The 25,306-nt window shown below is 63.2% G+C and carries 28 protein-coding genes and 1 pseudogene; 10 read left to right on the top strand and 19 right to left on the bottom strand.

Translation table 11 applies throughout. The features are described 5' to 3' along the window. Window positions 1-22: 22 nt before the first annotated feature. Window positions 23-277: a DUF1127 domain-containing protein gene (locus IB279_RS09450; protein WP_246801890.1), complete on the top strand. Its 255-nt coding sequence runs from the start codon at window positions 23-25 to the stop codon at window positions 275-277. A 93-nt stretch (window positions 278-370) separates the two neighbouring features. Here IB279_RS09450 and IB279_RS09445 read toward each other — a convergent pair whose 3' ends face one another. From IB279_RS09445 to purC, 4 genes are all read right to left on the bottom strand, one after another. Next, entirely contained in the window at window positions 371-778 is a 408-nt protein-coding gene (locus tag IB279_RS09445) for a hypothetical protein (protein ID WP_192339176.1), read from the bottom strand. 54 nt (window positions 779-832) lie between these two features. After that, the gene (gene purQ, locus IB279_RS09440; RefSeq protein WP_112770851.1) at window positions 833-1,504 is read right to left on the bottom strand and encodes a phosphoribosylformylglycinamidine synthase subunit PurQ; all 672 of its coding nucleotides are present in this window, start codon (window positions 1,502-1,504) and stop codon (window positions 833-835) included. 168 nt (window positions 1,505-1,672) lie between these two features. Further along, window positions 1,673-1,915 (bottom strand): phosphoribosylformylglycinamidine synthase subunit PurS, encoded by a 243-nt coding sequence (gene purS, locus IB279_RS09435; protein ID WP_034794427.1) that lies wholly within the window; start codon window positions 1,913-1,915, stop codon window positions 1,673-1,675. A gap of 17 nt (window positions 1,916-1,932) precedes the next feature. Continuing rightward, window positions 1,933-2,697, bottom strand: a complete 765-nt coding sequence (gene purC / locus IB279_RS09430; RefSeq protein WP_034794646.1) for a phosphoribosylaminoimidazolesuccinocarboxamide synthase — start codon at window positions 2,695-2,697, stop codon at window positions 1,933-1,935. 332 nt (window positions 2,698-3,029) lie between these two features. Between purC and IB279_RS09425 the strand changes: the two genes are divergently transcribed. After that, entirely contained in the window at window positions 3,030-3,344 is a 315-nt protein-coding gene (locus tag IB279_RS09425) for an ATPase inhibitor subunit zeta (protein ID WP_034794424.1), read from the top strand. A 59-nt stretch (window positions 3,345-3,403) separates the two neighbouring features. Here the strand turns inward: IB279_RS09425 and IB279_RS09420 are convergent, their stop codons facing one another. Continuing rightward, window positions 3,404-5,926 (bottom strand): EAL domain-containing protein, encoded by a 2,523-nt coding sequence (locus IB279_RS09420; RefSeq protein ID WP_112770850.1) that lies wholly within the window; start codon window positions 5,924-5,926, stop codon window positions 3,404-3,406. A 178-nt stretch (window positions 5,927-6,104) separates the two neighbouring features. Continuing rightward, window positions 6,105-6,659, bottom strand: a complete 555-nt coding sequence (locus tag IB279_RS09415; RefSeq protein WP_034794640.1) for an alpha/beta hydrolase — start codon at window positions 6,657-6,659, stop codon at window positions 6,105-6,107. Window positions 6,660-6,919: 260 nt separating this feature from the next. Here IB279_RS09415 and IB279_RS09410 point away from each other — a divergent pair, with 260 nt between their 5' ends. After that, window positions 6,920-7,735, top strand: coding sequence for a DUF2189 domain-containing protein (locus tag IB279_RS09410; protein WP_034794419.1), 816 nt, complete (start codon window positions 6,920-6,922; stop codon window positions 7,733-7,735). A gap of 96 nt (window positions 7,736-7,831) precedes the next feature. On the opposite strand, the gene IB279_RS09405 is transcribed toward IB279_RS09410, so the two are convergent. The 7 genes from IB279_RS09405 to IB279_RS09375 form a co-directional block, all read right to left on the bottom strand. Beyond that, window positions 7,832-8,137: a PilZ domain-containing protein gene (locus tag IB279_RS09405; RefSeq protein WP_034794416.1), complete on the bottom strand. Its 306-nt coding sequence runs from the start codon at window positions 8,135-8,137 to the stop codon at window positions 7,832-7,834. A 153-nt stretch (window positions 8,138-8,290) separates the two neighbouring features. Beyond that, window positions 8,291-9,592: an adenylosuccinate lyase gene (purB, locus tag IB279_RS09400; RefSeq protein WP_060585098.1), complete on the bottom strand. Its 1,302-nt coding sequence runs from the start codon at window positions 9,590-9,592 to the stop codon at window positions 8,291-8,293. A 63-nt stretch (window positions 9,593-9,655) separates the two neighbouring features. Next, window positions 9,656-10,216: a hypothetical protein gene (locus tag IB279_RS09395; protein ID WP_112770848.1), complete on the bottom strand. Its 561-nt coding sequence runs from the start codon at window positions 10,214-10,216 to the stop codon at window positions 9,656-9,658. Beyond that, window positions 10,213-10,956 (bottom strand): DUF2259 domain-containing protein, encoded by a 744-nt coding sequence (locus IB279_RS09390; RefSeq protein ID WP_060520748.1) that lies wholly within the window; start codon window positions 10,954-10,956, stop codon window positions 10,213-10,215. The genes IB279_RS09395 and IB279_RS09390 overlap by 4 nt, the downstream gene beginning before the upstream one ends. Further along, the gene (gene rpe / locus IB279_RS09385; RefSeq protein ID WP_034794395.1) at window positions 10,953-11,630 is read right to left on the bottom strand and encodes a ribulose-phosphate 3-epimerase; all 678 of its coding nucleotides are present in this window, start codon (window positions 11,628-11,630) and stop codon (window positions 10,953-10,955) included. Before rpe ends, IB279_RS09390 begins: the two co-directional genes overlap by 4 nt. Before the next feature lie 76 nt (window positions 11,631-11,706). Continuing rightward, on the bottom strand, window positions 11,707-12,714 hold the full coding sequence (locus IB279_RS09380; RefSeq protein ID WP_181529490.1) for a P1 family peptidase: 1,008 nt from the start codon (window positions 12,712-12,714) through the stop codon (window positions 11,707-11,709). Beyond that, window positions 12,711-13,802 carry a branched-chain amino acid ABC transporter substrate-binding protein gene (locus IB279_RS09375; protein ID WP_112770847.1) on the bottom strand — a complete coding sequence of 364 codons (1,092 nt, stop codon included), beginning with the start codon at window positions 13,800-13,802 and terminating at the stop codon, window positions 12,711-12,713. Before IB279_RS09375 ends, IB279_RS09380 begins: the two co-directional genes overlap by 4 nt. Window positions 13,803-14,063: 261 nt before the next feature. Here IB279_RS09375 and IB279_RS09370 point away from each other — a divergent pair. The 7 genes and pseudogenes from IB279_RS09370 (at window position 14,064) to IB279_RS09340 (ending at window position 19,908) form a co-directional block, all read left to right on the top strand. Next, window positions 14,064-14,590, top strand: a pseudogene (locus IB279_RS09370) (flavin reductase family protein). A 125-nt stretch (window positions 14,591-14,715) separates the two neighbouring features. Next, window positions 14,716-15,645 carry a MoxR family ATPase gene (locus tag IB279_RS09365; RefSeq protein ID WP_112770846.1) on the top strand — a complete coding sequence of 310 codons (930 nt, stop codon included), beginning with the start codon at window positions 14,716-14,718 and terminating at the stop codon, window positions 15,643-15,645. Beyond that, window positions 15,645-16,940, top strand: coding sequence for a VWA domain-containing protein (locus tag IB279_RS09360; protein ID WP_112770845.1), 1,296 nt, complete (start codon window positions 15,645-15,647; stop codon window positions 16,938-16,940). Before IB279_RS09365 ends, IB279_RS09360 begins: the two co-directional genes overlap by 1 nt. Continuing rightward, the gene (locus tag IB279_RS09355) at window positions 16,937-17,269 is read left to right on the top strand and encodes an XdhC family protein (RefSeq protein ID WP_112770844.1); all 333 of its coding nucleotides are present in this window, start codon (window positions 16,937-16,939) and stop codon (window positions 17,267-17,269) included. Before IB279_RS09360 ends, IB279_RS09355 begins: the two co-directional genes overlap by 4 nt. A gap of 2 nt (window positions 17,270-17,271) precedes the next feature. After that, window positions 17,272-17,973 (top strand): XdhC family protein, encoded by a 702-nt coding sequence (locus IB279_RS09350; RefSeq protein ID WP_112770843.1) that lies wholly within the window; start codon window positions 17,272-17,274, stop codon window positions 17,971-17,973. Continuing rightward, window positions 17,970-19,598 (top strand): NTP transferase domain-containing protein, encoded by a 1,629-nt coding sequence (locus IB279_RS09345; RefSeq protein ID WP_112770842.1) that lies wholly within the window; start codon window positions 17,970-17,972, stop codon window positions 19,596-19,598. The genes IB279_RS09350 and IB279_RS09345 overlap by 4 nt, the downstream gene beginning before the upstream one ends. After that, complete coding sequence (locus IB279_RS09340; RefSeq protein WP_034794374.1) at window positions 19,591-19,908, top strand: TfoX/Sxy family protein; 318 nt, start codon at window positions 19,591-19,593, stop codon at window positions 19,906-19,908. The genes IB279_RS09345 and IB279_RS09340 overlap by 8 nt, the downstream gene beginning before the upstream one ends. A gap of 188 nt (window positions 19,909-20,096) precedes the next feature. On the opposite strand, the gene IB279_RS09335 is transcribed toward IB279_RS09340, so the two are convergent. From IB279_RS09335 to IB279_RS09310, 6 genes are all read right to left on the bottom strand, one after another. After that, window positions 20,097-20,528 carry an NUDIX domain-containing protein gene (locus tag IB279_RS09335; protein ID WP_112770841.1) on the bottom strand — a complete coding sequence of 144 codons (432 nt, stop codon included), beginning with the start codon at window positions 20,526-20,528 and terminating at the stop codon, window positions 20,097-20,099. 9 nt (window positions 20,529-20,537) lie between these two features. After that, complete coding sequence (locus IB279_RS09330; RefSeq protein WP_034794369.1) at window positions 20,538-22,046, bottom strand: DEAD/DEAH box helicase; 1,509 nt, start codon at window positions 22,044-22,046, stop codon at window positions 20,538-20,540. A gap of 185 nt (window positions 22,047-22,231) precedes the next feature. Further along, a complete protein-coding gene (locus IB279_RS09325) occupies window positions 22,232-23,566 on the bottom strand; it encodes a M23 family metallopeptidase (RefSeq protein ID WP_234824405.1) in 1,335 nt (444 codons plus the stop codon). Between the two features lie 104 nt (window positions 23,567-23,670). Further along, complete coding sequence (locus tag IB279_RS09320; protein ID WP_060600703.1) at window positions 23,671-24,498, bottom strand: ferritin-like domain-containing protein; 828 nt, start codon at window positions 24,496-24,498, stop codon at window positions 23,671-23,673. A gap of 8 nt (window positions 24,499-24,506) precedes the next feature. Then, window positions 24,507-24,974, bottom strand: coding sequence for a peroxiredoxin (locus IB279_RS09315; RefSeq protein WP_034794362.1), 468 nt, complete (start codon window positions 24,972-24,974; stop codon window positions 24,507-24,509). A 55-nt stretch (window positions 24,975-25,029) separates the two neighbouring features. Then, complete coding sequence (locus IB279_RS09310) at window positions 25,030-25,257, bottom strand: hypothetical protein (RefSeq protein ID WP_143034188.1); 228 nt, start codon at window positions 25,255-25,257, stop codon at window positions 25,030-25,032. Window positions 25,258-25,306 lie beyond the last annotated feature (49 nt).

Below are 25,306 nucleotides of genomic sequence, written 5' to 3'. Positions count from 1 at the left end.
AATCGCTGCATTGGGGTTGTCAATGAGTACAATAGATACACTTTGTTTGTCCCGCCCGGAAGCGACGTCCGTGGGCTGCACCGGCACATTAATGGGCGGCGACTATTCGGACGAACGCGAGGGTCTGCTGAAGCGGCTTTGGACCCGCTATTGCGAGCTGGCGGCGAAGCGACGCGGCCGCCTGGCGCTCGAGGAGATGAGCGAGTGGCAGCTCAAGGATATCGGCGTTTCGGAAAAGGACGCGCGTCAGGAATCGACTGTACCGTTCTGGCGTTAACCGATCGGATCGGACCGACTGTCCGAAATGCAAAGGGCCGGCAACCTTGAGGTCAACCGGCCCTTTAATCAATTCGACAAGTTCAGCTTGGGGCTATTTGCAGCCCTGTCCGCCAGCGGCCCAGCGCTTGATGTCTGCGGCCATGCGCGTTCCCGTCGGCTCGCTCATCAGCGGCCCGAAGGCCTGCAGGCGGGCCGGATTGCCCTCGGCCTGAACGACGGCGAGGGGGCGTGCCTCCGGCGACTTGCGCGGCACGATCAAGATGCGCGGACGGCCGGAGAAGGAATTGAGCTCGGGCGCCAGGCGATAAGACTTGAATTCCGCATCGCCCGACTTGAACCAGCAGCTGTTGGCGCCGAGCGCCACGCGCTCCATGGTCGGCAGCGCCGCCGTGTTCGGGCTCGGGGCCGGCGGCTTCGGCGATTGGCACGAGGCCAGAAGCATTAGGCCGAAGGCCGCGCAGGCAAGGCCGGTCAGGCGTGCAGGGGCAAATGAAGGCATCGACGGTCTCGCTCGCAAATGGGGATGGGTCGGATGCCTTCTACAGCCGGATGGTTAAGCGGCGATTACTTCGAGCGCAGACGCGAAGAGGCCGCGGCCGTCGGAACCGCCATGGGCGGCTTCGATCAGGTTTTCCGGATGAGGCATCATGCCGAGAACGTTGCCCGCAGCGTTCATGACGCCGGCGATATCGTTCATCGAACCGTTCGGATTGGTGCCTTCGGCGTAACGGAACACCACCTGGCCCATGCCTTCGATCGTCTTCAGCGTCTCGGCATCGGCAAAGTAGTTGCCGTCGTGATGGGCGACCGGCGAACGGATGACCTGGCCCTTGGAATAGGCGCGGGTAAAGTCGGTGTCGGCGTTGACAACTTCGAGCTTGATCTCGCGGCAGACGAATTTCAGCGAGGCATTGCGCATCAGCGCGCCGGGCAGGAGGCCGGCCTCGACGAGGATCTGGAAGCCGTTGCAGACGCCGAGAACCTTCACGCCCTTTTCCGCCTTGGCCTTGATCGCCTGCATGACCGGCATGCGTGCAGCGATCGCACCGCAGCGAAGGTAGTCGCCATAGGAGAAACCGCCGGGAATGACGATCAGGTCGACATCCGGAATATCGGTCTCGGTCTGCCAGACGGTGACAGGCGCCTTGCCGGAGATCTTGGTGAGGGCCGCGATCATGTCGCGGTCGCGGTTGAGGCCCGGAAGCTGGACGACGGCTGACTTCATATCTCTGTCTCCGATACGGCGAGATCAATCTTGATGGCGCGCTCCGAAGAGCTGGCATCTGCTGCGACGATGGCAGCGGCGTTCCCGGTGGGACCAGCGGCTGCTCCGGCATTTCGTAACGTCTGGTTCCGCGCCCGAAGACGCGGAACGATTCCGTCGCCTGCAGGATCAGGCGAAGGAGATGCTGTAGTTCTCGATCACCGTGTTGGCGAGCAGCTTTTCGCACATGGCCTTGAGGTCTTCCTCGGCCTTGGCCTTGTCTGCGGATTCGATCTGCAGGTCGAAGACCTTGCCCTGGCGAACCTGGCCGATGCCGTCGAAGCCGAGTGCGCCGAGCGCACCTTCGATTGCCTTGCCCTGCGGATCGAGAACGCCGTTCTTCAGCGTCACGGTTACACGTGCCTTTATCACTTTGATTTTCCCCGAAGTTACTTCACGAGAACCGGACCGGTGCCGCGCACGGGTTCGTTCTCATTCATGATGCCGAGACGGCGGGCGACTTCCTGGTAGGCCTCGACGAGGCCGCCGAGGTCGCGGCGGAAACGATCCTTGTCGAGCTTCTCGCGCGTCTCGATGTCCCAGAGACGGCAGCTGTCCGGCGAGATCTCGTCGGCAAGCACGATGCGCATCATGTCGCCTTCGAACAGCCGGCCGCACTCGATTTTGAAATCGACGAGCTGGATGCCGACGCCGAGGAACAGGCCCGAGAGGAAGTCGTTGATGCGGATGGCGAGCGCCATGATATCGTCGAGTTCCTGCGGGCTTGCCCAGCCAAACGCGGTGATGTGCTCTTCGGAGACCATCGGGTCTTCGAGCGCATCGGCCTTGTAGTAGAACTCGATGATCGAGCGGGGAAGGACCGTGCCTTCCTCAATGCCGAGACGCTTGGCCAGCGAGCCGGCGGCGACGTTGCGCACGACGATCTCAAGCGGGATGATCTCGACTTCCTTGATCAACTGCTCGCGCATGTTGAGGCGGCGGATGAAGTGCGTGGGGATGCCGATCTTGTTGAGGTGCGTGAATATGTACTCGGAAATCCGGTTGTTCAGCACACCCTTGCCGTCAATGACGTCGTGCTTTTTCTTGTTGAAGGCGGTCGCGTCGTCCTTGAAAAACTGGATGAGAGTGCCCGGCTCTGGACCCTCATAGAGGATCTTGGCCTTGCCCTCGTAGATACGGCGGCGACGATTCATGGATTTTGTCTCTGTAGTTGTTGGCGCTCTCGGGACGCGCGTGGAACATCTCTCGGGGTCCATAGCCGAAAAGAACCGATTTCACAATCGGCGTATCTGCCCGTTCCCCTGATTTGCATGGGGCGCCGCGCGCCTTCTCAAAGTGCGCCAAGGTTGCTGCCGCCTCACGAAGCGGCGATGTCCTGATCCTTGATCAAATGCGATCTGAGGAACCGCACAAAGGGTAACATGAAAGTCATCAAACCGGAAAAGTTCACATTGCAGTTTGACCCGCGTTTTGATTTATGGCGATAAACTGATTTCAGACATGGAATTCTCAGGGAGATTGATTGATGACGTCGATGCAGGATCGCGAAAAGGCCTTCGAAGCAAAGTTTGCGATGGACGAAGAGCTTAGGTTCAAGGCTGAAGCGCGTCGCAACAAGCTGCTCGGTCTGTGGGCCGCCGGCCTGCTCGGCAAGGCCGACGCCGACGCCTATGCCAGCGAAGTGGTGGCTGCCGATTTCGAAGAAGCCGGCCATGAAGACGTCGTTCGCAAGATCAAGGCGGATTTCGACGCGGCAGGCGTTGCCCAGACCGAAGAGCAGATCCGCGTGCGGATGCTCGAACTGCTCGGCGAAGCCGTCCAGCAGCTCCAGAGCAAGTAAGCCGAAAGGCTGTTGCCGCATTCATTGAAGCGCCGCCCGTCCATCTGGCCGGGCGGTTTTTATTTGTCCGGACCGCCGAACACCGGCTTCCAGCCGCGACGCAAACGCTGCACCAGCTCCAGCCGATCCATCGGCCGCGCAAGCGCATAGCCCTGCAGCACGTCGCAGCCGAGATCCCGCAGCATCGCCGCGTGCTCCCAGGTCTCCACGCCTTCGCCGACGACAGCGATGTTGAGCGAGTGGCCGATGTCGACGATCGCCCGCACCAGCTTTGCCTGCTTGGCACCTTCGGTCATCGGTCCAACGAGCGCCCGGTCGATCTTGAGCCGGGCCGGATTGAGGTTGAGCAGGCCGATGATCGAGGCATGCCCGGTGCCGAAATCGTCAATCTCGATTTCGATGCCGAGGTCGCCGAGAGCTGAAATGGTCCCGGCGATTTCGTCTTCCGGGTCATCGAGGAAGATGGACTCGAGCAGCTCGAAGGAAAGGATGCCCGGCGGGATCCGCATGTCGCGCAGATCGGCGATCAATCCTGGGTCGCGCAGCCGCGGCGACGACATGTTGACCGAGATCTTGGGAACGCCGAGCCCTTCCTTTTGCCAGGACTGAAAGTCGCGATAGGCGAGCTCGACCACCTTCCTGTCGATCGCCGGCAGGACGTTGATCTCTTCGGCCACCTTCAGGAAATGGAAGGGGGTGAGGATGCCGCGCTCCGGGTGGTTCCACCGCACCAACGCCTCGACACCGGATATCTCCAGCGAGCGCGCATGGAACTGCGGCTGGTAATAGACGGTGAACTGCCCTTCCTCGATCGCCTGGCGAATATCGTCGCCGATGCGCTTGGCGTTGAGGATCTGGGTTTGAATGAGCTCGGAGAACACTTCGACGCGATCGCGCCCGACGCTCTTTGCCCGATAGAGGGCGATGTCGGCATTCATCAGCAGCTGTTTGGCGTCGATGTCTTCGCCCCCCTTGAAGGCGATGCCGATGCTAGCGCCCAGGCGGCAGAGCTGACCGTCATAGGGAATGGGGCGGCGGAAGGCATGGACGATGCGCTCGGCAAGCTCGGTCAGCTGCGGCAGGTCGCGGTCCCGGCGGCAGAGGATGACGAACTCGTCGCCGCCGATGCGGGCGATAAAATCGTCGTGGCGGGCGTGGGCACGCAGGATCGCGGCTGCATGCGTCAACATCGCGTCTCCGGCCTGGTGTCCAAGCGTATCGTTGATCTGCTTGAAGCGGTCGAGATCGATATGCAGGATCGCGTTGACTGCGACATTCTCCGTCAGCATCTGATCCAGGTAGCGACGGTTGGGCAGGTCGGTCAGGTAATCGTGCAGCGCGTTGTACTCGATCCTGATCCGCGCCTGCTCGAGTTCACGGTTGCGCGCTTCGGCCGAGGCTTTCGCCTGGCGCAGTTCTTCCTGCAGCGCGATGTCCTCGGTAACGTCCCAGTTGGCGCCGATGAGCTTGCGCGTTCCGAGATGATCGACATAGGTCGCGGCATTGGAGCGGATGTGGCGGACGGAACCGTCCGGGCGCACGATACGGAAAGCATTGCTGTAGGGTTTACCCGAGGCGATGCCTTCGTTGGTTCTGAGGACCACGGCATCGCGATCGTCGGGGTGAAGGGAGTTTTCCCAGGTCTCAGAGCTTGGTGCGCCATCGGCGGGGTCGAGACCATAAATCTCGAACATGCGCTCGTCCCAGTCGTCGCGCAGTGCATCGAGATTGAAGTCAAACACGCCGATCTTCGAGACGCCGAGCGCCAGCCTCAGTCGGCGGGAGACCTCCTCGAGCCGGGCCTCTGCCTCCTTGCGGGCGGTGATGTCGGTATCCGTCCCGATGATGCGGCTCGGCCTGCCATCCGGCCAGTAGGCAACCGAGGCGCCGCGGCTTTCGATCCAGATCCAGTGACCGTCGGCGTGACGCTCTCGATACTCGAAAGTGTTGAAGATCGCCTCGCCGGAATCCTGCCGCTCGATCGCGGCGCGCACATGCGCATGATCGTCGGGGTGAACGTTCTGGATCCAGTTTTCAAGGGTACCATCCACCTGGGCGTCTTCGGACAACCCACGAAGCCGCCTCCAGGTGGCCGAGTAAAACAGGTCTCCGGTTTCGAAGTCGTGATCCCAGACACCCTCAAGCGCGCCGTCCAGGGCATATTTCCAGCGGGTCTCGTCGTTGCGCAATCCGGCGATCTCGTTGACGAAGTCATCGGCCGGCAACATCAGCAGCAGCCAGGCGGCTTCATCCGCGAACCGTACCGGCGAACAGGCAACGAGCATCGGCACGGAGCGGTCGGGACCAAGGAAATGGATCGTCTCGGCGACCGTCGATGTGGCCCGCGGCGGCACGCGCGACCGGTCCTCTTCCGCCACGAAGTCATTCAGAAAGGCGTGTCGCAATTGTACAAGCGTGCGGCCGAACACTTCGCCGGCAAGGACGTTGGCGGCCAGGATCCGTCCGTGCGCATCGACAACGACCGCGCCTGCCGGCAACCGTTCCAGGGTGGCCTGCGTCAGAGCATCCGGATGCGAAGGTGCGCCTTGCGCACCTTTGGTGAGACGTTCGTTTACGGCCACTTCCCATGTCCAGTATCTGCGGCCGGGCAACCAAGCGGAACGATCCGGTCAATGCCGGCGCAGATCAAGGTTCGACAGCGCTCGGCACCATCATGAGACGAGTCGCGTCGTGCCGGCGATGATGACCGCGGACAATGAACGTCGGATTAATAAGGCGTCGACAGGTTGATCGGGCGCGTCAGGGTTTAAGCCGGCTCAAGAACTGGGCGAACACCATCGTTCCCTCCGGCCACGGCCCGTGGCCGGACTCGGTGTTGATGTGGCCGGACTCTCCGGCATCGACGAGCAGCGAACCCCAGGCGTTGGCGATGTCGTCCGCATGCTCGTAGGAACCGAACGGATCGTTGCGGCTGGCGACCATCAGCGACGGGAACGGAAGCGGATCGCGCGGGTAGGGACCGAAGGTCATCAGATGCTTCGGACGGATCGCCGGGTTGGCAACATCAGGAGGTGCCACCAGGAAGGCGCCGGCGATCGGCTTGGTGAAATGGGGTAGGGCGTGCACGGCGGTTGCGACGCCAAGCGAATGGGCGACGATGACCACAGGCTTTTCCGCCGCATTGACCTCTTCGATCATGCGCGCCACCCAATCCTCGCGGACAGGCTTTGCCCACTCCGCCTGCTCGACGCGGCGTGCGGTCGACATCTTGCGCTCCCAGCGGGTCTGCCAGTGCTCCGGTCCGGAGTTGGTGTAGCCTGGAACGATGAGGATATGAGCGTCGGATACTTTCATGGTGGCCGCGATGTGGCGCTGAAAGGCGCGGAAGTCAAGACCTTCAGCATTACCCGTGCGTCAGGGCCTCGAAGCCACCTATGGGAGCCTGCCCGACGAGCCCGATGTTCGCGCTCCAATAGGCCGCTTAACGTGGCGAGAGGCGGCAGGCGACAGCGGTCGCATTTTCTGTATAATCGAAGGGACGGTCGCGGATGGTGCGGCTTGGTTCGTCGCATCTTTGTTCCGTGGCCGCTCTGGTTCGTTGAGGAGTGTGAGCCATGACAACATTCCATGTCCTGTCGGGAGCGGACGCGAGTGTCGCCCATCCCGGAATAAAAAAGATTGGCGTCGCGGATGTATTCGACGCCTTACGCTTGGGCTTTGACGATTTTCGCGAGAAACCATCGCACTACGTCTTTCTTTGCCTGATCTACCCGATCGCCGGTGTCGTTCTGATCACCTGGAGCGCGGGCGCCAACATGCTGCCGCTGCTTTATCCTCTTGTCTCCGGCTTCGCTCTGATCGGCCCAGTCGCTGCGATCGGGCTTTATGAAATCAGCCGACGGCGAGAACTCGGCATGGACTACTCCTGGCCGCACGCCCTTCGCCTGCACCGCTCTCCGGCGCTGCCGTCGATAATGGCTGTCGCCGCCATGCTGTTCGTTGTCTTCATCATCTGGCTGCTGGTCGCCCAGGCGCTCTATGTGCAGATCTTCGGGGCGGAACCGCCGGATTCAATTGCAGCCTTCTGGAACGGTATCATCGGCACTGACCAGGGCTGGAACCTGATCCTCGTCGGCAACGCCGTCGGCTTCGTCTTCGCCGTCATCGTTCTGGCGACATCCGTCGTGTCGTTTCCGTTGCTGATCGATCGGGACGTCGGCGCTGTGTCGGCGGTCGAGACCTCCATTCGCGCAACGCTCGTCAACCCGGTGCCCGTCGCCGTCTGGGGCTTCATTATCGCCGCCGGTCTGGTTATCGGCTCGATCCCGGTCTTCGTCGGCCTCGCCGTCATCATGCCGATCTTCGGACACGCCACCTGGCACCTTTATCGCAAGATGGTGGAGCCCGGTCCGCGCGCGCGTTCACACTGATCGCCGACAGCCGAAGGCGAATGTAACCGCTCATAAAAAAAGCGCCGCATGTCGATCGACCTGCGGCGCTTGTGGCGTGTCGCCGAGAAGTCCGGCCTAGCGAAAATGCTTGTAGTAAGATGAGATCTGCGCCGCGGTGTTGGACGACAGGTTGAGCTTGATGCCGATCTTGTCGCCGCGATACCAGCGCACCATGCCGGTCAGGAAGCCGAGTTCCTCGCTTCTGATCGTCACTTCCTGTCCCGTCTTGGCGCCGATGTCGAAGAGCAGCTGAAAGCAGATGCCCTCGGCTGAAAGGTCCTTGACGATGCCGCTGCTGGAGCCGGACTTGACGGTCACCGTACCTGTAATTTTCGTTTGCGTGCGCTGCGTCGCCCGCTCGACACTGTCCTTGTAGGCCATGTGATCCTCAGAACCTGGATTGACAGACCCTGAGCTTTGCACGCAATGCGTGAATTTCCTGCTAACGCAAATGCCCGCATTTGAGCGAGGTGCTCCAAATGCGGGCATGGCAACAAAACCAAAGGCCTACGGCCGTCCGCTCAGCGCGGAACCTCAGCCGAAGACGCGCTTGAAGATCGTGTCGACGTGCTTGGTGTGATAGCCGAGATCGAACTTTTCGCGGATATCTTCCTCGGAAAGGGCCGCGCGAACTTCCGCGTCGGCGAGCAGTTCTTCGAGGAAGTCCTTGCCCTGTTCCCAGACCTTCATGGCGTTGCGCTGCACGAGGCGGTAGGCGTCCTCACGCGACACGCCGGCCTGCGTCAGTGCCAGCAGCACGCGCTGCGAATGCACGAGCCCACGGAACTTGTTCATGTTGTTGATCATGTTCTCGGGGTAGACGAGCAGCTTGTCGATGACGCTGGTCAGACGAGCGAGCGCGAAGTCGAGCGTCACCGTCGCATCCGGGCCGATCATGCGCTCGACCGAGGAGTGCGAGATGTCGCGCTCATGCCAAAGCGCAACGTTTTCCATGGCCGGGATCGAGAAGGCGCGAACCATACGGGCGAGACCCGTGAGGTTTTCGGTCAGAACCGGGTTCCGCTTGTGCGGCATCGCCGACGAGCCCTTCTGGCCCGGCGAGAAATACTCCTCCGCTTCGAGCACTTCGGTGCGCTGCAGGTGACGGACTTCCGTCGCCAGGCGCTCGATCGACGAGGCAATGACGCCGAGGGTGGCGAAGTACATGGCATGGCGGTCGCGCGGGATGACCTGGGTCGAAACCGGTTCCGGCTTCAGCCCGAGCGCCTCGGCTACGTGTTCTTCAACGCGCGGGTCGATGTTGGCGAAAGTGCCGACGGCGCCGGAGATCGCGCAGGTGGCGACTTCTTCGCGTGCGGCCAGCAGGCGCTGCTTGCAGCGGTCGAACTCGGCATAGGCGAGCGCCAGCTTGACGCCGAAGGTGGTCGGCTCGGCATGGATGCCATGCGAACGGCCGATCGTCACAGTATCCTTGTGTTCAAAAGCGCGGCGTTTCAGCGCTTCGAGCAGCTTGTCGAGGTCGGCCAGCAGCAGGTCGGTCGCGCGGACCAGCTGCACGTTGAAGCAGGTATCCAGAACGTCGGACGAGGTCATGCCCTGGTGGATGAAGCGGCTGTCCGGGCCGACGAATTCGGCGAGATGCGTCAGGAAGGCAATGACGTCATGCTTGGTGACGGCCTCGATCTCGTCGATGCGGGCGACGTCGAAAGTGGCAGCGCCGCCTTTTTCCCAGATCGTGCGCGCAGCATCCTTCGGGATCACGCCGATTTCGGCAAGCGCATCGCAGGCGTGGGCCTCGATCTCGAACCAGATGCGGAATTTCGTTTCCGGCGACCAGATGGCCACCATTTCCGGTCGGGAGTAACGGGGGATCATGGGCTTAAGCTTTCGTCGTCAGTGGAGGGATGGTCGTGCCTCTAGCAAAGATAGCCGCGAAGCTCAACGCCGTTGCGCACGGCGACCGCTTGCCAGCCACAGGCAGACGGCGAACAGTATAACACCGCCGATCGGCAAATAGAGGCGAAGGCCCATGACGAGAAACTGGTAGAAGGCGATCAGCGTCGTAAAGGCGAACTGGAAGAGCCAGGTCGTGGTTCCGATCGGGGCGTGCCACTGCGCATAGAACTCGCGGTAGTCGAGCGCAAAGAGCAATGCCGTCATCCCGATCGTGCCGAGCGAAAGGAAGAAGAGATAGGCGGCGAAACGCGTTTCTACTCCGCGTCCGATCGCCGCGAAGCGGGCGAGAAACAGCGCCGGCGGCCAGGCGAGCAAAGCGCCGGCCCCGAAGACCCAAAGAAGTTCGGCCAGATGAAAGGTCACGTCCCGTTCCCGCAGCCACAGCGCAAACCACGCCGATAGCGTCATTGACGCGCTCCACAAGGGTGCGCCAAGGAGCAGCAACGGAACGCTCGGCACGGACCGGGCAAGGCGGGTCCGCTTCCGGGCACCGACCGCCGCACGCCCTGCTTTCGCTTCGACGCTGGCGGCCGCTTCGTTCATTTCGCGATCCGCGTCGGGACCGCGATCCAGCGCCCGTCCGTCGTGCCTTCAAAGCCGAGCGACTTCACAAGCACCATGATCACATGGGTTTCCGAACCGTCGTCGTTGCGGTGGGTGATGGCGCCACCCACCTGGTAGCCGGTGGGGCAACGGCGGCTTTCCGGTATGCGACTGTCGTCCTGAAGCATGTCGCTTGCCGGTGCGCCCGCCTTCATCGTCATCGACAGACGGAAACCCTTGGCTTCCTTCAGGAAGTCTTTGCAGATGCCGTCCGGCTCGAAGGTCTTTTCCTCGAGCGTTACCGTATAGGTCTCGCGGAACGCCTCATCGGCTGCAAAGGCATCGTAGGTCAGCGAGTGCGGCTTGGCGTTGGCTTCCGTGATCGGGTTGAAGGCTGCGAGCAGCCCGGGCGCATCGGCCAGGCGATAGGCATCGATCAGGGGCGCAGCCCGACGGCGGGCTTCATGGCGCGCCTTCGACAGCGGGCTGCCATCTTCGCGACTGACAGCGCGCACCGGTGCACCCGGCAGGAAGCTGTCATTGCGCGTGTCGATCACATAGATGGTCGAATAGGGAAAGCCGGAGCCGTCCTGAACGCCATATTCCTCGAAGGCAAAGACATTGCCATCAGCGGAAAAGCCGATCGGCTGAAGCGCGGCATAGTCGCCAGCAAGCGCCGGCGACGCAGTGGCGGCCGCGGCCAGGCAACAAAGGCCGGAAATTGCCGCGCGTGTCGTCATCGATAAGCCTTCTCGGCCGGCGCACGGATCGCTTCGATCGCCGAGCGATAGGCCTCGACCGAACCGCCCTTGAAGATCGCCGAGCCGGCAACGAGAACATTGGCGCCGGCGCCGGTGGCAATGGCTGCCGTTTCAGGCGCAATGCCGCCGTCGACTTCGATCTCGATCGGTCGATCGCCGATCATCGCCTTGATGCGACGGATCTTTTCCGCGGTGGCGTCGATGAACTTCTGCCCACCGAAGCCCGGATTGACGGTCATGACGAGGATCAGGTCAAGCTGATCGAGCACGTATTCGATCGCGCTTTCTGGCGTTGCCGGATTGAGCGACACGCCGGCCTTCTTGCCGAGCGAACGGACCGTCTGCAGCGAGCGGTGCAGGTGCGGACCGGCTTCCGCGTGAACCGTCAGGATATCGCAGCCGGCCTTGGCGAAGGCTTCGAGGAACGGGTCGGCCGGCGAAATCATCAGGTGGCAGTCGAACGTCGCATCGGTGTAGCGGCGCAGAGACTTGATGACATCCGGGCCGAAAGTGATGTTCGGCACGAAATGACCGTCCATGACATCGAGATGGATCCAGTCCGCGCCGGCATCGACGACATCGCGAACCTCCTGGCCGAGCTTGGAGAAATCGGCCGCCAGGATCGACGGGGCAATGCGGATAGGGTGGGTCATGGCGCACTCCAGCGTGTTTTCCGCGGGAATAGCACCGCCGAGCCCCGCAAACAACATGCCTGCGATCAAAGCTGCGTCAGCTACGCTCTGACCAACAGGGCATGAGATCGTTTTCCGCCGGCGTTGCGTCGTGGACGCCGCGGGCGATCGCGCGCGCCATGGTCGAGGCTGCAACGGCGCCGAGATCGATGAAATCCTCTGTTGTCGGCGTCTTGCCGCTGGCGCCGGTCGCAAGCGCGAAGATCAGATCGCCGTCGAGCGGCGTGTGCGCCGGCCAGAGCCCGCGGGCGAAGCCGTCATGGGCGGCAATCGCCAGGCGCTTGGCTTCGGCCTTCGTCAGCACCGCATCCGTCGCAATGACCGCGATCGTTGTATTGGCCACGGCGGCCTGGCGGTCGCGGAACTTGATGCGGATGTCGGCCGCATCGGCCGGCATCGGGTGGGGCAGGCCAAGTCCGCCGAACTCGCTCTCCAGTTCGAAGGGCGCAGACCAGAAATGCCCGGTGTCGCCGACGGTGGCGGATCCGAGCGCATTGACGGCGACGAGGGCGCCGATGGTGAAACCGTTCGGCAGAACCGTGGATGCCGAACCGAGACCGCCCTTCAGGCTCGCGGTCAGCGCGCCTGTGCCGGCGCCTGCCGAACCGGTCGAAAATGTCGCGCCGGCCCGCCCGACGGCCTCGAAGCCGAGTTCGCGATAGGGCGGGAAGCGGCCCCAATCCTTGTCGCCACCGTTGATGAGGTCGAAGAGGATCGCCGTCGGTACGATCGGTATCCGGTGTGGGCCGACGGCGAAGCCGCGACCCATTTCCCTGAGCGCCGCCTGAGCACCGGACGCCGCATCGAGCCCGAAGGCCGAACCGCCGGAAAGAACGAGCGCATCGACCGTCTGTACCGTATTGTGCGGATCGAGCAGGTCGGTCTCCCGGGTTCCCGGCGCACCGCCCAGGACCTGGACCGCAGCCGTCGCCGGGGGGTTGCAGACGATCGCGGTGACGCCCGATTTCAGGCGATGGTCTTCGGCGTTGCCGACCGTCAGACCTTTGACATCGGTGATCAGGTTCAGCGGTCCGGGACGCATCATGGGGCGGCTCCTTCAGAGGCCGCGGGTGCGAAATGGCCGCCTTGCCACTGCATCAAACGATAGGGATTGTCGGCGCGCTCGTGCCCAGCGTTGAAGGCGGTGAGGCCGAGAACGGTCGGGTAGGGCCCCTTGCCGGCGATCGCTTCGATCAGCGACTTGTCGTCCTGTGCTGCCCGATCCTTGGCTTCCTCCAGCAACGCCATCACGGCGAAGGCCGGCATCACATAGCCTTCCGGCTCGATGCCGGCGGCGCGCATTTCGTCGGCAAAGGGCTTGCCCTCCGGCGACTGCGCCGCATCCGGCAGCGTTACCGCAAGCACGCCATCGGCAAGCGGGACAGTGAGATCGACCGCATTCAAGGCATCGCCGCCGAGCAAGGTAAGGCTCGCGCCTTCGCCAATGGCATCGCGGGCGATCACGGCGGTATCCTGCCGGTCGCCGCCGGTGAAGACGTGGGTTGCACCGCTTTTCACCAGGCGCCGCACGAGGTTGATCTGCTGCTCCTGCGCCGGCCGGTAGGTGTCGCTGAAGACCGGCGTCATGCCGATTTCGGCGAGTGCTGCGCGCACCGCCTCGACCAGTTCCCGGCTGTGGATTGTGCCATCGTCGACGAGCGCGATGGGCTTGTCCTTCCAGCGGTTGACGATGGCATCGACGATCGCCGTAGCCTCGGCATTGCCGCTCGGTGCGAGGCGGAAGAGCGGCCATTTGTTCTTGAGCGCGTCTTCCATCAGGATATCGGAGCGCACGCTGAGCGTGATCGCCGGCAAGCCCGCCTCGGTCAGTGCCGGAAGCGCCGCATCCAGGCTTTCGGTGCAGAGAAAGCCGACTGCGGCCTCGGCACCTGCGGCAAGCAGCGCTTTGGTCAGTGCCTCGCTGCCGGCGGTATCGCAGGTCTCGGGAATGACGACGATCTCGCTGCCACGATCACCGGCCTTGAAGCCGGCGCCGTCGACAATCTGCTTGCCGAGCGGCGCGAACGGACCTTCCACAGGCGCCACGACCGCCACCTTGATGCCGGCCGCCAAAGCCGGCGTTGCCTGTACCAGTCCGGCAAGGATAAGGCTGCTGACAATGGATCGACGCATTCACTTACTCCGCCGCCGCAAGCTTTCCCGACCGAACCGATCCGGGGCAAAGTCCTACGGCGAGCCACCACAGCTTCCTGTTCCGTTGCCGCTCGCGTCAGACGCGAGGCACGGTCGTTGCCGCATGTTTTAAGGATGTGCCTCCCGGCGTCAAAGGAAAAGATGCCGCTCCTGGCGAAGAAGGTTCAATCTGCGTCACGGCCACGTCGCAGATGTGCAAGATTCTCCCTCCGGCGGGTTTCATATTTTCCGCCAGCGTCTATGTATGTGCCTGACATCGCCCGGAGAAAGATGTGTTGGAGAAGACCCGGCTGGACCCTATCAGTTATCGCGACGCGATGAGCCGCCTGGCCGGTCACGTGCAGATCATCACCGCCGCTGACGGCAGCGAGCGGCGCGGCGTCACTGTGACTGCGGCCTGCTCGGTTTCCGATAGCCCGCCGACGGTTCTCGTCTGCCTGAACGGCGCCAATCCGCGCAACGATATCTTCACGCGCAGCGACAGCTTTGCACTCAACCTGCTCGGCGACGAGCACCGGGCGCTTGCCCATGGCTTCTCTGGCCGCGACCAGCTCGACATGGATCTGCGTTTTGCGCTCGGACAGTGGACGCGGCTTAGGACCGGTGCGCCAATCCTCGTCAATGCCACCGCCGCTTTCGATTGCCGTCTGGTCGAGGTGAAGACGATCGCCACGCATCTGGTGCTATTTGGCGAGGTCGTCGACGTCGCGATCGGGCCGTCCCGCCCGCCGCTCATTTATGTGGACCGCGGATACCACTCGCTATAAGTTTTTTGCTCAGCGGTCGACTGCTCATCGCAACATGAGAAGATCGCTCTAAGTCGTTGAGTTGGCCGGTGGATTTTGCCCCCTTCCAGCAAACAGCGATCGATTCGGGCCGTGGTGGAGGAGACATGGCGACACAGGCGGCAACGGGCCTGCCACAGTCCATCGAAGAGACGATGGCACTGCTGGAGGCACATGATTATCTCGCCGGCACGGCGCTGGCGACGGTGCTGTTTCTTGCACTCCGGATGAAGCGCCCGCTTTTTCTTGAGGGCGAAGCCGGCGTCGGCAAGACGGAGATCGCCAAGGTTTTGGCCAAAGCGCTCGACCGGCGGTTGATCCGGCTGCAATGCTACGAAGGTCTCGACGTCGCCTCGGCCGTCTACGAGTGGAACTATCCGGCGCAGATGCTCGAAATCCGCCTGTCGGAAGCATCCGGCAAGGTCGACCGCAAGCGGGTCGAAAGCGACATCTTCTCCGAACGTTTCCTGATCCGCCGTCCTGTTCTGCAGGCCATTTCCTCCAATTCGGGACGCGCGCCCGTTTTCCTGATCGACGAGCTCGACCGGACAGATGAAGCCTTCGAGGCGTTCCTGCTGGAAGTTTTGTCCGATTTCCAGGTGACAATTCCGGAACTTGGTACGATCCGGGCGGACGAACCGCCTGTTGTCATCATCACCACCAATCGCACCCGCGAGATCCATGACGCACTGAAGCGCCGCTGCCTCTATCATTGGGTCGATTATCCCAAGGCGGCGCAGGAACTGGAGATCATTCGCCGCAAGGTTCCCGGCTGCAATGCCACCTTGTCACGGGAAGTCATCGCCTATGTGCAGCGGCTGCGCACGATCGACCTCTTCAAGAACCCGGGCGTTGCCGAAACCATCGACTGGGCAACGGCGCTGACGGAACTCGACCGGCTGGCGCTCGATCCAGAGACGATCGCCGATACGCTTGGCACCCTACTCAAATACCAGGACGACATCGCCAGGATAGAGGGGGCAGAGGGGCGAAAGCTGCTCTCCGAGGTCAAGGCGGAATTGCTGGCGGCAAGCTGATGACGGAGGCGCGGGAACAGCACAGGGACGATGTTCCCCCGCCAATCGCGGCAGGCGACGGACGGCTTGCCGACAATATTGTCTTCTTCGCGCGCGCGCTCCGGCGCGCCGGCATCAAGATCGGGCCAGGCGCCATCGCCGACGCCATCGATGCGGTGGCGCTGATCGGGATCGGTGGACGGGACGCGTTCTACGCCGCGCTGCAATGCGTCTTCGTCAAACGTCACGAGGACCAGCCGGTCTTCGACGAGGCGTTTCGCTTGTTCTGGCGGTCGCGCGGTCTCGTCGAAAAAATGATCGCGATGATGTCGCCGCTGGCGCCGGAACGCGAGAGCGAACGGCAGCAGCGCCGGGCAGGCGAGACCCGCGTCAGCGACGCGCTGCTTTCTGGCCACGAGCCCGATCGACCGCCGCGCGACGAGCCGGAGATCGAAGTCGATGCACGTTTCACGGTCTCCGGTCGCGAGCTTTTGCGCCGGGCCGACTTCGCGCAGATGAGCGCTGCCGAGCTTGCCGAGGCCAAGCGCGCGCTTTCGGCATTTACGCTACCGATGGACCGCGTCGTCACGCGCCGCTTCCGCCCCTCGAAGCGTCAGATCCGCATCGACCCGCGCGCCACCATGCGCGACGCCATGCGCTTTGGCGGCGAACTGATCCTGCCGCGGTTTCGGGAGCGGCGCGTCGTCCGTCCGCCGCTTGTCGTCCTCGCCGACATCTCCGGCTCGATGAGCCAGTACACCCGCATCTTTCTGCACTTTCTGCATGCGCTGACCGAGGAACGGCGGCGCGTTCATATCTTCCTCTTCGGAACCCGGCTGACCAATGTCTCGCGCCAATTGCGCAATCGTGATCCTGATGCGGCGATCGACGACTGCGTCGCTGCGGTCAAGGACTGGTCCGGCGGCACGCGCATCGGCGAGACCTTGCATGAGTTCAACCGGCGCTGGTCGCGGCGCGTGCTCGGGCAGGGCGCGATCGTGCTTCTGATCACCGACGGTCTGGAGCGCGATGACGTCGCCGATCTCGAAATCGAAATCGACCGCCTGCACCGATCCTGTCGGCGGCTGATCTGGCTGAACCCGCTGCTGCGCTTCGACGGCTTCGAGGCGCGGGCGCGCGGTGTGCGGGCGATGCTGCCGCATGTTGACGAATTCCGGGCCGTGCACAATCTTGAATCGATTGGCGAACTGGTGAAGGCGCTGTCCGGGCAGCGCTCCCGCCAGGCGGACCCGCGGCGGTTCCTTGATCCTGGCCGGGCCACGGTGACCGGCGCGCATGGGAGGTGGCAGGCATGAGGCAGGCAGTCAATGTTCTCGATCCGCTCGACATCGCCGAGGCCTGGCTGAAGGAAGGACGCCGGGTGGCGATCGCAACGGTGATCGAGACCTGGGGCTCGGCACCACGGCCGGTCGGCAGCCATCTGGTGATCGATAGTGACGGCAATTTTCAGGGCTCTGTTTCGGGCGGATGCGTCGAGGGCGCGGTCATCACCGAAGCGGCCGACGTGATCGCCTCTGGCACCTCGCGCGTTCTCGACTTCGGCGTCGCGGACGAGACCGCCTGGCGCGTCGGGCTTTCCTGCGGCGGCCGGATCCAGGTCCTCGTGGAACGGGTTAACGGCTGACGATGGAACGGGCGATCCTGGAAACACTCAATCTTGCGCGCGCGGCCCGCCGCGCCGCCGTCACCGTCAGCGATCTTACCGGTGGTGTCCGCGTCTACCTCGAAGGCGACGACTGTCCAGAACCCTGGCGCGAAGCCGTTGCTCGTGCCTTGCGGTCCGGCCGGGCCGGGATCGTCGAGACCGGGCAGGGCTCCTTCTTCCTCAATGTCTACCTGCCGCCGCCGCGCATCCTCGTCATCGGCGCGGTGCATATTTCACAAGCCCTGGCGCAGCTTGCGCCCGTTGCCGGCTTCGACATGACCATCATCGATCCGCGTACGGCCTTTGCCACGCCGGAACGTTTTGCCGGCGTCGACCTCATCGCCGATTGGCCGGAGGACGCCCTGAAACTCAGACCGCTCGACCGCTTCACGGCACTTGCAGCCGTGACGCATGACCCGAAGATCGACGACGAACCGATCCGGGCGGCACTGTCGGCCGGTTGCTTCTATGTCGGTGCGCTCGGCAGCCGCAAGACACATGCCACACGGATCGAAAGACTGCGGCGTGCGGGTGTCGCCGATGCCGACATGGCCCGCATCCGTGCGCCGATCGGTCTCGATATCGGCGCGGCAAGTCCCGCCGAAATCGCGGTTGCGATCCTCGCCGAAATCATCGAGGCGCTGCGACGGCGGGACGTTGCTTCCGCAGGGAGTGGAGTATGAGGTTCGGCCCGATCAAGGTCGCAGAAGCAGAGGGCGCGATGCTCGCGCATGCGGTGAAGATCGGTGATGCCAGGCTGCCGAAGGGGCACCGGGTCACAGCCGCCGACATCGTCGCTTTGACCGCTGCAGGTGTCGTGGAGGTGGTGGCCGCCCGCCTTGATGCCGGCGACCTCCCGGAAGACGAGGCGGCCACGCGCATTGCCGCGGCCGTGGCCCCCGATCATCTCCGGTTTTCGCGGGCAGCGACCGGCCGCGTCAACGTCTATTCCGAGGTCGCCGGCCTCTTCGTTGCGAGCCGCGAAATTGTCGATCGCTTGAACCGCCTAGATCCCTCCATCACCTTCGCCTGTCTCGACGACCATATGCCGGTGCAGCCCGGCGATATGGTCGCAACGATCAAGATCATCCCGCTTGCGGTCGCCGGCGCCTTCGTCGAGCAGGCGGAGAGGCTTCTGCGCGACCATCGCGCCTTCGAGGTCAAGCCGTTTGCGCCGCGCCGCGCGGCCTTGATAGCAACGGAGTTGCCGAACCTCAAATCCCAGGTCATGGACAAGACCCATGCCATCCTCGCGGCGCGGCTGCGACAGGCCGGAAGCGAACTCTTCACCGAACGGCGCGTCGCGCATAGGGAAGACGCCGTGGGGGCGGCGATCGCCGAAATGCGATCAACGCACGACCTGCTGATCGTCTTCGGCGCTTCGGCGGTTGCCGATCCCGAAGACGTCATTCCGGCGGCGATCCGGCGGGCTGGCGGCGTGGTCGATCATGTGGGAATGCCTGTTGACCCCGGTAATCTTCTCGTTCTCGGCCGCGTCGGCGAAACGCCGGTTATCGGTGCACCCGGCTGCGCCCGCAGCCCGCGCGAGAATGGTTTCGACTGGATCCTCGACCGTATCCTTGCCGGCGAGTGGCCGAGCTTCGACGATATTACCGGACTTGGCGTCGGCGGCTTGTTGAGTGAGATCCCGACCCGGCCGCAGCCACGCGAACATGCAACGGAGTTGTCATCCGGCTCGGTTTCAGTCGTCGTTCTGGCCGCTGGCCGGGCCAGCCGTATGGGCGCTGACGGCGGGCACAAACTTCTCGCAACTTTCGATGGCGTGCCGCTCGTGCGCCGCAGCGTCGAAGCCGCGCTTAAGGCCGCTCCGGGCAAGGTCAGCGTCGTGACCGGCCACCGCGAGGCCGATATCCGCCACGCGCTGCAAGGGCTGCCGGTGACGTTCGTTTCCAACCCCGACTACATTTCGGGCATGGCCTCTTCGCTGACGGCCGGGCTTTCGGCAGTCGGGGCGCGGGCGCCGGGCATGCTGGTGATGCTTGCAGACATGCCCGGGATAACCGGCGACGATCTGCGCCGGCTCATCGAACGTTTCGTCGCCGAAGGTGGCCGCTCCATCATCCGCGCGACCGCAGGCGGACAGCGCGGCAATCCGGTGATCCTGCCGCGACAGACATTTTCGGCGATCAAGCAACTGGTCGGAGACGTTGGTGCAAGGCACATTATTGAAAAGAGCGGGCTGCCGGTCATCGATGTCGAACTCGGCGCGGCGGCGCGCCTCGATCTCGACACGCCGGAACAGATCGTCGCCGCCGGCGGTATCTTGGAGGAACAGACGCGTGGATAATGCCGCAATCGAAGACATGTTCGCGGTCCTCGGGCCGGTGACCATCAAGCGGATGTTCGGCGGCAAGGGCATTTATTGCCAGGGTGTGATCTTCGCCCTTGAGGTCGATGGCGAAATTCTGCTGAAGGGCGACGAGCAAACAGCGCCGGCGCTGGAAGCGGCCGGTTCGCGGCAATGGGCCTATGACGGCAAGGGCAAGCCGGTGAAGATGCCCTATTGGAGCATTCCGGACGACGCATTCGACGATCCCGACGAGATGGCGCGGTGGGTGCGGCTTGCCTATGAGGCGGCGCTACGCTCCAGGAAGTAGGCCGTCCAGCCTATGCGCGGCAGCTGCGCGTCAGATGAAAATATTGACACGATCACCACGTTTCCCATCGGCGCGCCTAAGTGACATCGGCCGGATCCGTTGGTGCCCGCGGAACGCCGCCGACAGCGGCACCAGCAATGCACAGAACGAGGGACGTACGAAGAACACCGCCCCCCGGTGGGCGGCTGCTATGCGGCGACGCCCTGTTCATGCCTGCGCAAGGCTTCGGCGGCATCGGCGGTAAAGCGGGATAGCGGTTGGGGCAGGGCGTCGATGCTAAACCAGCCGAATTCGGAAAGCTTGTCCGGTTCGGTGAGTTGAGGTTCACCTGAGAAATCCCGGGTCACATAGATCATAGAGATCCAGTGCTGGCGGTCGGCGTCGATCACCTGTTCGCTGAGGCAGAGGAATTCGGTCGAGCCAATCTTGAGGCCGGATTCTTCTTCGGCCTCGCGGCAGGCCGCAGCCTGCGAACGCTCCATGTGATCTACCTTGCCGCCGACGATGTTCCAATGCCCGGCCTCAGGCGCATTGACGCGCCTGTAGAGCAGAATCTTGCCATCGCGCACGATGACAAGTCCGCAGCCGAAGCCCGGAAAATCGATGCCCGGCTGGCCCATCCGTTCGGATCAGGCCTTGCCGGCAATCAGCATGAAGGCAGGGATTTCGTCGCCGAAGCCGACGGGCGTCGGGCCGTCGTCATAGTCGCGGCGGTGACGGTTGCGGCGGTCGCGATTGTCGTCGTTGGCAGGGTTCGATGCACGCACCGGACGATCGCCACGGTTGTTCTGTGCCTGCTTGTTCTCTGCGCTGCGTGCCGGTTTCACCGATTCCGCCCTTTCCACGACTGTTTCAATTTCGGCCTCACTATCGGCGCGTACGGTATCGGATTTATGATCGGAACGGGCCTTGGAGCCGCGATCCCCATCTTTTTTCCGGTCCTTGCGGCCATCACGACCGCGTTCACGGCGGCCGGTATCGTGGCTTTCCATCGGCTCAGGCAGATTGGAAAGGTCGCCGTTCAGCCATTCGACCTTCTGGCCGATCAGCTTTTCGATGGCGTCGGAGAATTTCGTGTCGCGCTTGGTCACCAGCGTGAAGGACGCGCCCGAGCGGCCGGCACGGCCGGTACGGCCGATGCGGTGGACGTAGTCTTCCGCATGGATCGGAACGTCGAAGTTGAAGACGTGGCTGACATCAGGGATATCGAGGCCGCGGGCCGCAACGTCGGAGGCGACGAGCAGCTTGATGTTGCCGTCCTTGAAGTTGGCCAGCATCGTCATGCGCGACCGCTGGTCCATGTCGCCATGCAGCGCACCGACGGAGAAGCCGTGGCGGTCGAGCGAACGGAAGAGGTCGGCGACATCCTTCTTGCGATTGCAGAAGATGATCGCGTTCTTCAGTTCGTCCTGGGCGCGAATCAGATCACGCAGTACCGCGCGCTTCTCGTAATCCTTGGCATGCGCTGCAACGAAGCGCTGCGTCACCGTCTGAGCCGTGGAAGCCGGGCGGGCGACTTCGACGCGCTCCGGGTTCTGCAGGAAGCGGTCGGCAAGCTTCTGGATTTCCGGCGGCATCGTCGCCGAGAAGAACAACGTCTGGCGCGTGAACGGGATCAGCTTGGCGATGCGCTCGATATCGGGAATGAAGCCCATGTCGAGCATACGGTCGGCTTCATCGATGACCAGGATTTCCACGCCGCTCATCAGCAGCTTGCCGCGCTCGAAGTGGTCGAGCAGGCGGCCGGGCGTGCAGATCAGCACGTCAGCGCCACGCTCAAGCTTGCGGTCCTGCTCGTCGAAGGACACGCCGCCGATCAGAAGCGCGATGTTGAGTTTGTGGTTCTTGCCGTACTTGTCGAAGTTCTCTGCGACCTGTGCGGCGAGTTCGCGCGTCGGCTCCAGAATGAGCGTACGCGGCATGCGCGCGCGGGCGCGGCCCTTTTCGAGCAGCGTCAGCATCGGCAGCACGAACGAAGCGGTCTTGCCCGTGCCCGTCTGGGCGATGCCCAGAATATCACGACGCTGCAGCGCCGGCGGGATAGCGCCTGTCTGGATCGGGGTCGGGATTGTGTAGCCCGCATCGGTGACAGCGGAGAGAACTTTTTGGCTCAGGCCAAGGTCAGCAAAATTGGTCAAAGGGAAATCTGTTTCCGTTCCGGTTCAATAGAACACTGATCGATCGATGGAAAACGCACGAGCACGTGGCCGCGCTCTTAAGCTGAACGCCGCCGAAAGTCAAGAAATCCAGCACGTTGAAGCAGTAAAAGGTAAATAGTGGCGAATCTGTCGCATTTCTTGTCAAGCGGAACCGCGCGGTAGCGTCAGTTCATATAGCTTGCAAGCTTGGTGCTCGCATCCAGAAACCGCATGGGATCCACGGCATTGCCGTTCAGCCGGATTTCATAGTGCAGGTGCGGTCCGGTGGAGCGCCCGGTGTTGCCGGACTTGGCAATGACTTCGCCAGCCTTCACCCGGTCGCCGGCTTTCACCAGCACGGTGGAAAGGTGGGCGTAGCGCGTCGCGACACCGTTGCCGTGGTCGATCTCGACCATGTTTCCATAGCCGCCCGTCAACCCTGCATTGGTCACCGTTCCAGGCGCTGCCGAGCGGATGCGCGTGCCGACCGTTGCGCGAAAGTCGATGCCGGCATGCAGCGCCAGACGCCCGAGAAACGGATCAAGCCGGTTGCCGAAATCGCTGGTGATGTCGCTGGCCGGCGAGGGGTTGCCGAAGGGCAGCTTGCGGACCTCGGCGCGCGTGCGGTCGAGCTCCAGGAGTGCGGTATCGAGTGCGGCAAGCGAACGGCCGAAATCGTCATCGTTCACAGGCTCGACGAAGGGGCCGCCGATCGCCGTCTCGGCGGAGCCGGATATGTCGTTGGCCGGAATCAACTCGGCGACATCGTCAACGGGCAGGTCGACACCGGTGCGCCCGACGATCGAACGAATCGCATCCGACGTCTTCGCCGCACCGTCCGTCAGTCGCTGGACCCGCGTCATCTGCTCGCGCTCGACATCCTTCAGCGAGAGCGTCACTTTTGAGAAAATCCGGTCGGCGCGGTCGGAACTTGATTCGCCGGCATCGGGTGCTGCATAGGCGAGGGCGGGGACAGCCGCAGCACTGACCGGCGCAACGGTCAGTCCCATCAGCTTCTCAATTGCCTTGACACTGCCGCTGCTGCTCGCATCGGCGCGTTTTTCATAGGCAAGCGGCTCGACGGCCGCAGGCGCATCGGTTGCGGTCGTGACGCCGGAATTTTCGGCCCTTTCGACCAGGGCGCCGAGCTTTCCGTTGCGCGAGGTCAGCGCCATCTGCTGGCGCAGCAGCTTCTCGACCTTTTCCTCGACCACTTGCTGGTCGAGCAGTTGCCGGCTGGTGACCCGATCGACCTGCGCCCGCAGCGCGGTGATCCGATCCTCGTATTCATGCTGCATGCGGGCCTGGCGGGCAATCGTGCCGCCGATCAGGTCGTCGCGCAAAACCAGATAGGAAGTGGCCGCGAGATAGCCGATGCTGCAGACGCCTGCAAAGGAGACAGCGATCGCCGCCATCCACGGGCGCACGGTCATGTGCCGGACCTTGTCGCCGCTGGCCAGGATCAGGACGTGATTCTGCTTGCGTTTTCCAAAGGTACGATTTGCCTGATGTCCAGACACCCGTTCTCTCCCGCCATGTGCGCGTTGCCTCGCATCACCTGGGGATCATTACACTTTGTTAGGGTTAACAATCGGTAAGCAAGATTGCGGGAAGGTGATGTCCGCTATCGATTGGTCGAAGCGGTCATCGAGCGGTAGAACGACGGCGTCAGGCCGGCCTCGGCGCGGGCGATATCGTTGAACGGCGCCTTCAGGGGACCGCGGAAATTGGCGCGCACCAGCTGCTGGAAGGTCGCTGCCGGGTCCTTCTTCTCGCGGGCGCAGAGAAAGCGGAACCATTTGGCGCCAACGGCGACGTGGCCCTTCTCGTCCTCGTAGATAACGTCGAGCACGGCCGCACTCTCGAAGTCGCCGGTTTCGCGCATCTTGGCCTGAAGCGCTGGCGTCACGTCGAGACCGCGCGCTTCGAGAATGAGCGGCACGACGGCGAGCCGCGCCGTCAGGTCGTTGCGCGTATCGTGCGCCGCCTGCCAGAGGCCATCATGGGCAGGCAGGTCGCCATAGTCGGCGCCGAGGTCGTTCAGGCGCTGGCGGACCATGCGGAAGTGCTTCGCCTCTTCGAAGGCGACACGCATCCAGCCGTCGAAGAAGGAGTTGGGCACCGGCTCGGTTGCAAAGCGGGCGACGATATCAAGGGCGAGATCGACGGCGTTCAATTCGATATGGGCGATGGAGTGCAGAAGTGCGATTCGGCCCTTCAGCGAACCGAGAGACCGGCGCTTGACCTGCGTCGGTGGCGTCAGCACCGGCTTGTCCGGTCGGCCCGGGCGCACCGGCACCGGCCGGTCGAGCGGCGAGCGCAGCGACAGCGTGCGGCGCTGCCAGCGCCGGGCGGCTTCCTGCGCGAGCGCCGTCTTGACCTCGAGGTCGGCGGCGCGGATCGCTTCGATGGCACCGCCCCGCAGGCTGTGGAACACGGGCAACTCGGTCATCGGCGCGCTCAGATCGCCTTTGCGGCGTCAAGGACCTCGCGGGCGTGGCCGTCCACCTTCACCTTTTCCCAAACCCTGACGACGACGCCGTCGGCGCCGATCAGGAAGGTGCTGCGCTCGACACCCATGTACTTGCGCCCGTACATCATCTTCTCGACCCAGACGCCATAGGCTTCGACGACCGATTTCTCCTCGTCGGCAGCGAGCGGCACCGTCAGGTTGTGCTTCTTGGCGAAGCGGTCGTGCTTCTTCACCGAATCGGGCGAAAGCCCGATCAGGGCGATGCCGGCTGCGGCGAAGTCGTCGGCAAGTTCCGAAAACGAGATCGCCTCAAGCGTGCAGGCCTGCGTATCGTCCTTCGGATAGAAGAACAGAACAACCGGGCGGCCGCGCAGGGCCGAGAGCGAAATCGTACCGCCGCCGTCACGCGGCAGGGTGAAGTCGGGAGCGACATCTCCGGGACCGGGTCTTGCCATGATTAAACCTTCCTTCCGCCAAGTTTTGCAGACAATCGGGCGCTACTGCATGTTTTCATTGGTCTTTGCCGACCAGAGGGCAAAACGTGCAGTGCTCAAGGTAGTCGAGCGACATTTGCGCGCCACAAGGCGCGCGGCGCTCTTGGGCATAGCGAAAATCGTCGACTGCCGTCCAGCGCATTTGTGCTAGATTCGACAGGTTTCGGACGGCATGGGCCGCTACGAAACGTTGCAGTCGCCTGCGCGCGCGAATTCCATCGCAGGTGGTCGCTTTCCACAGCATGGTCCCGCGTCCCTTGGTGACTCGGCACGATGACATGTGGTCTACAAGA

It is taken from the genome of Ensifer sp. ENS06 (genome assembly GCF_014852205.1).
GTDB lineage: Bacteria > Pseudomonadota > Alphaproteobacteria > Rhizobiales > Rhizobiaceae > Ensifer > Ensifer adhaerens.
The sequence above is the reverse complement of the archived record's forward strand: the minus strand, read 5'-3'. Positions and strand labels throughout refer to the sequence as shown.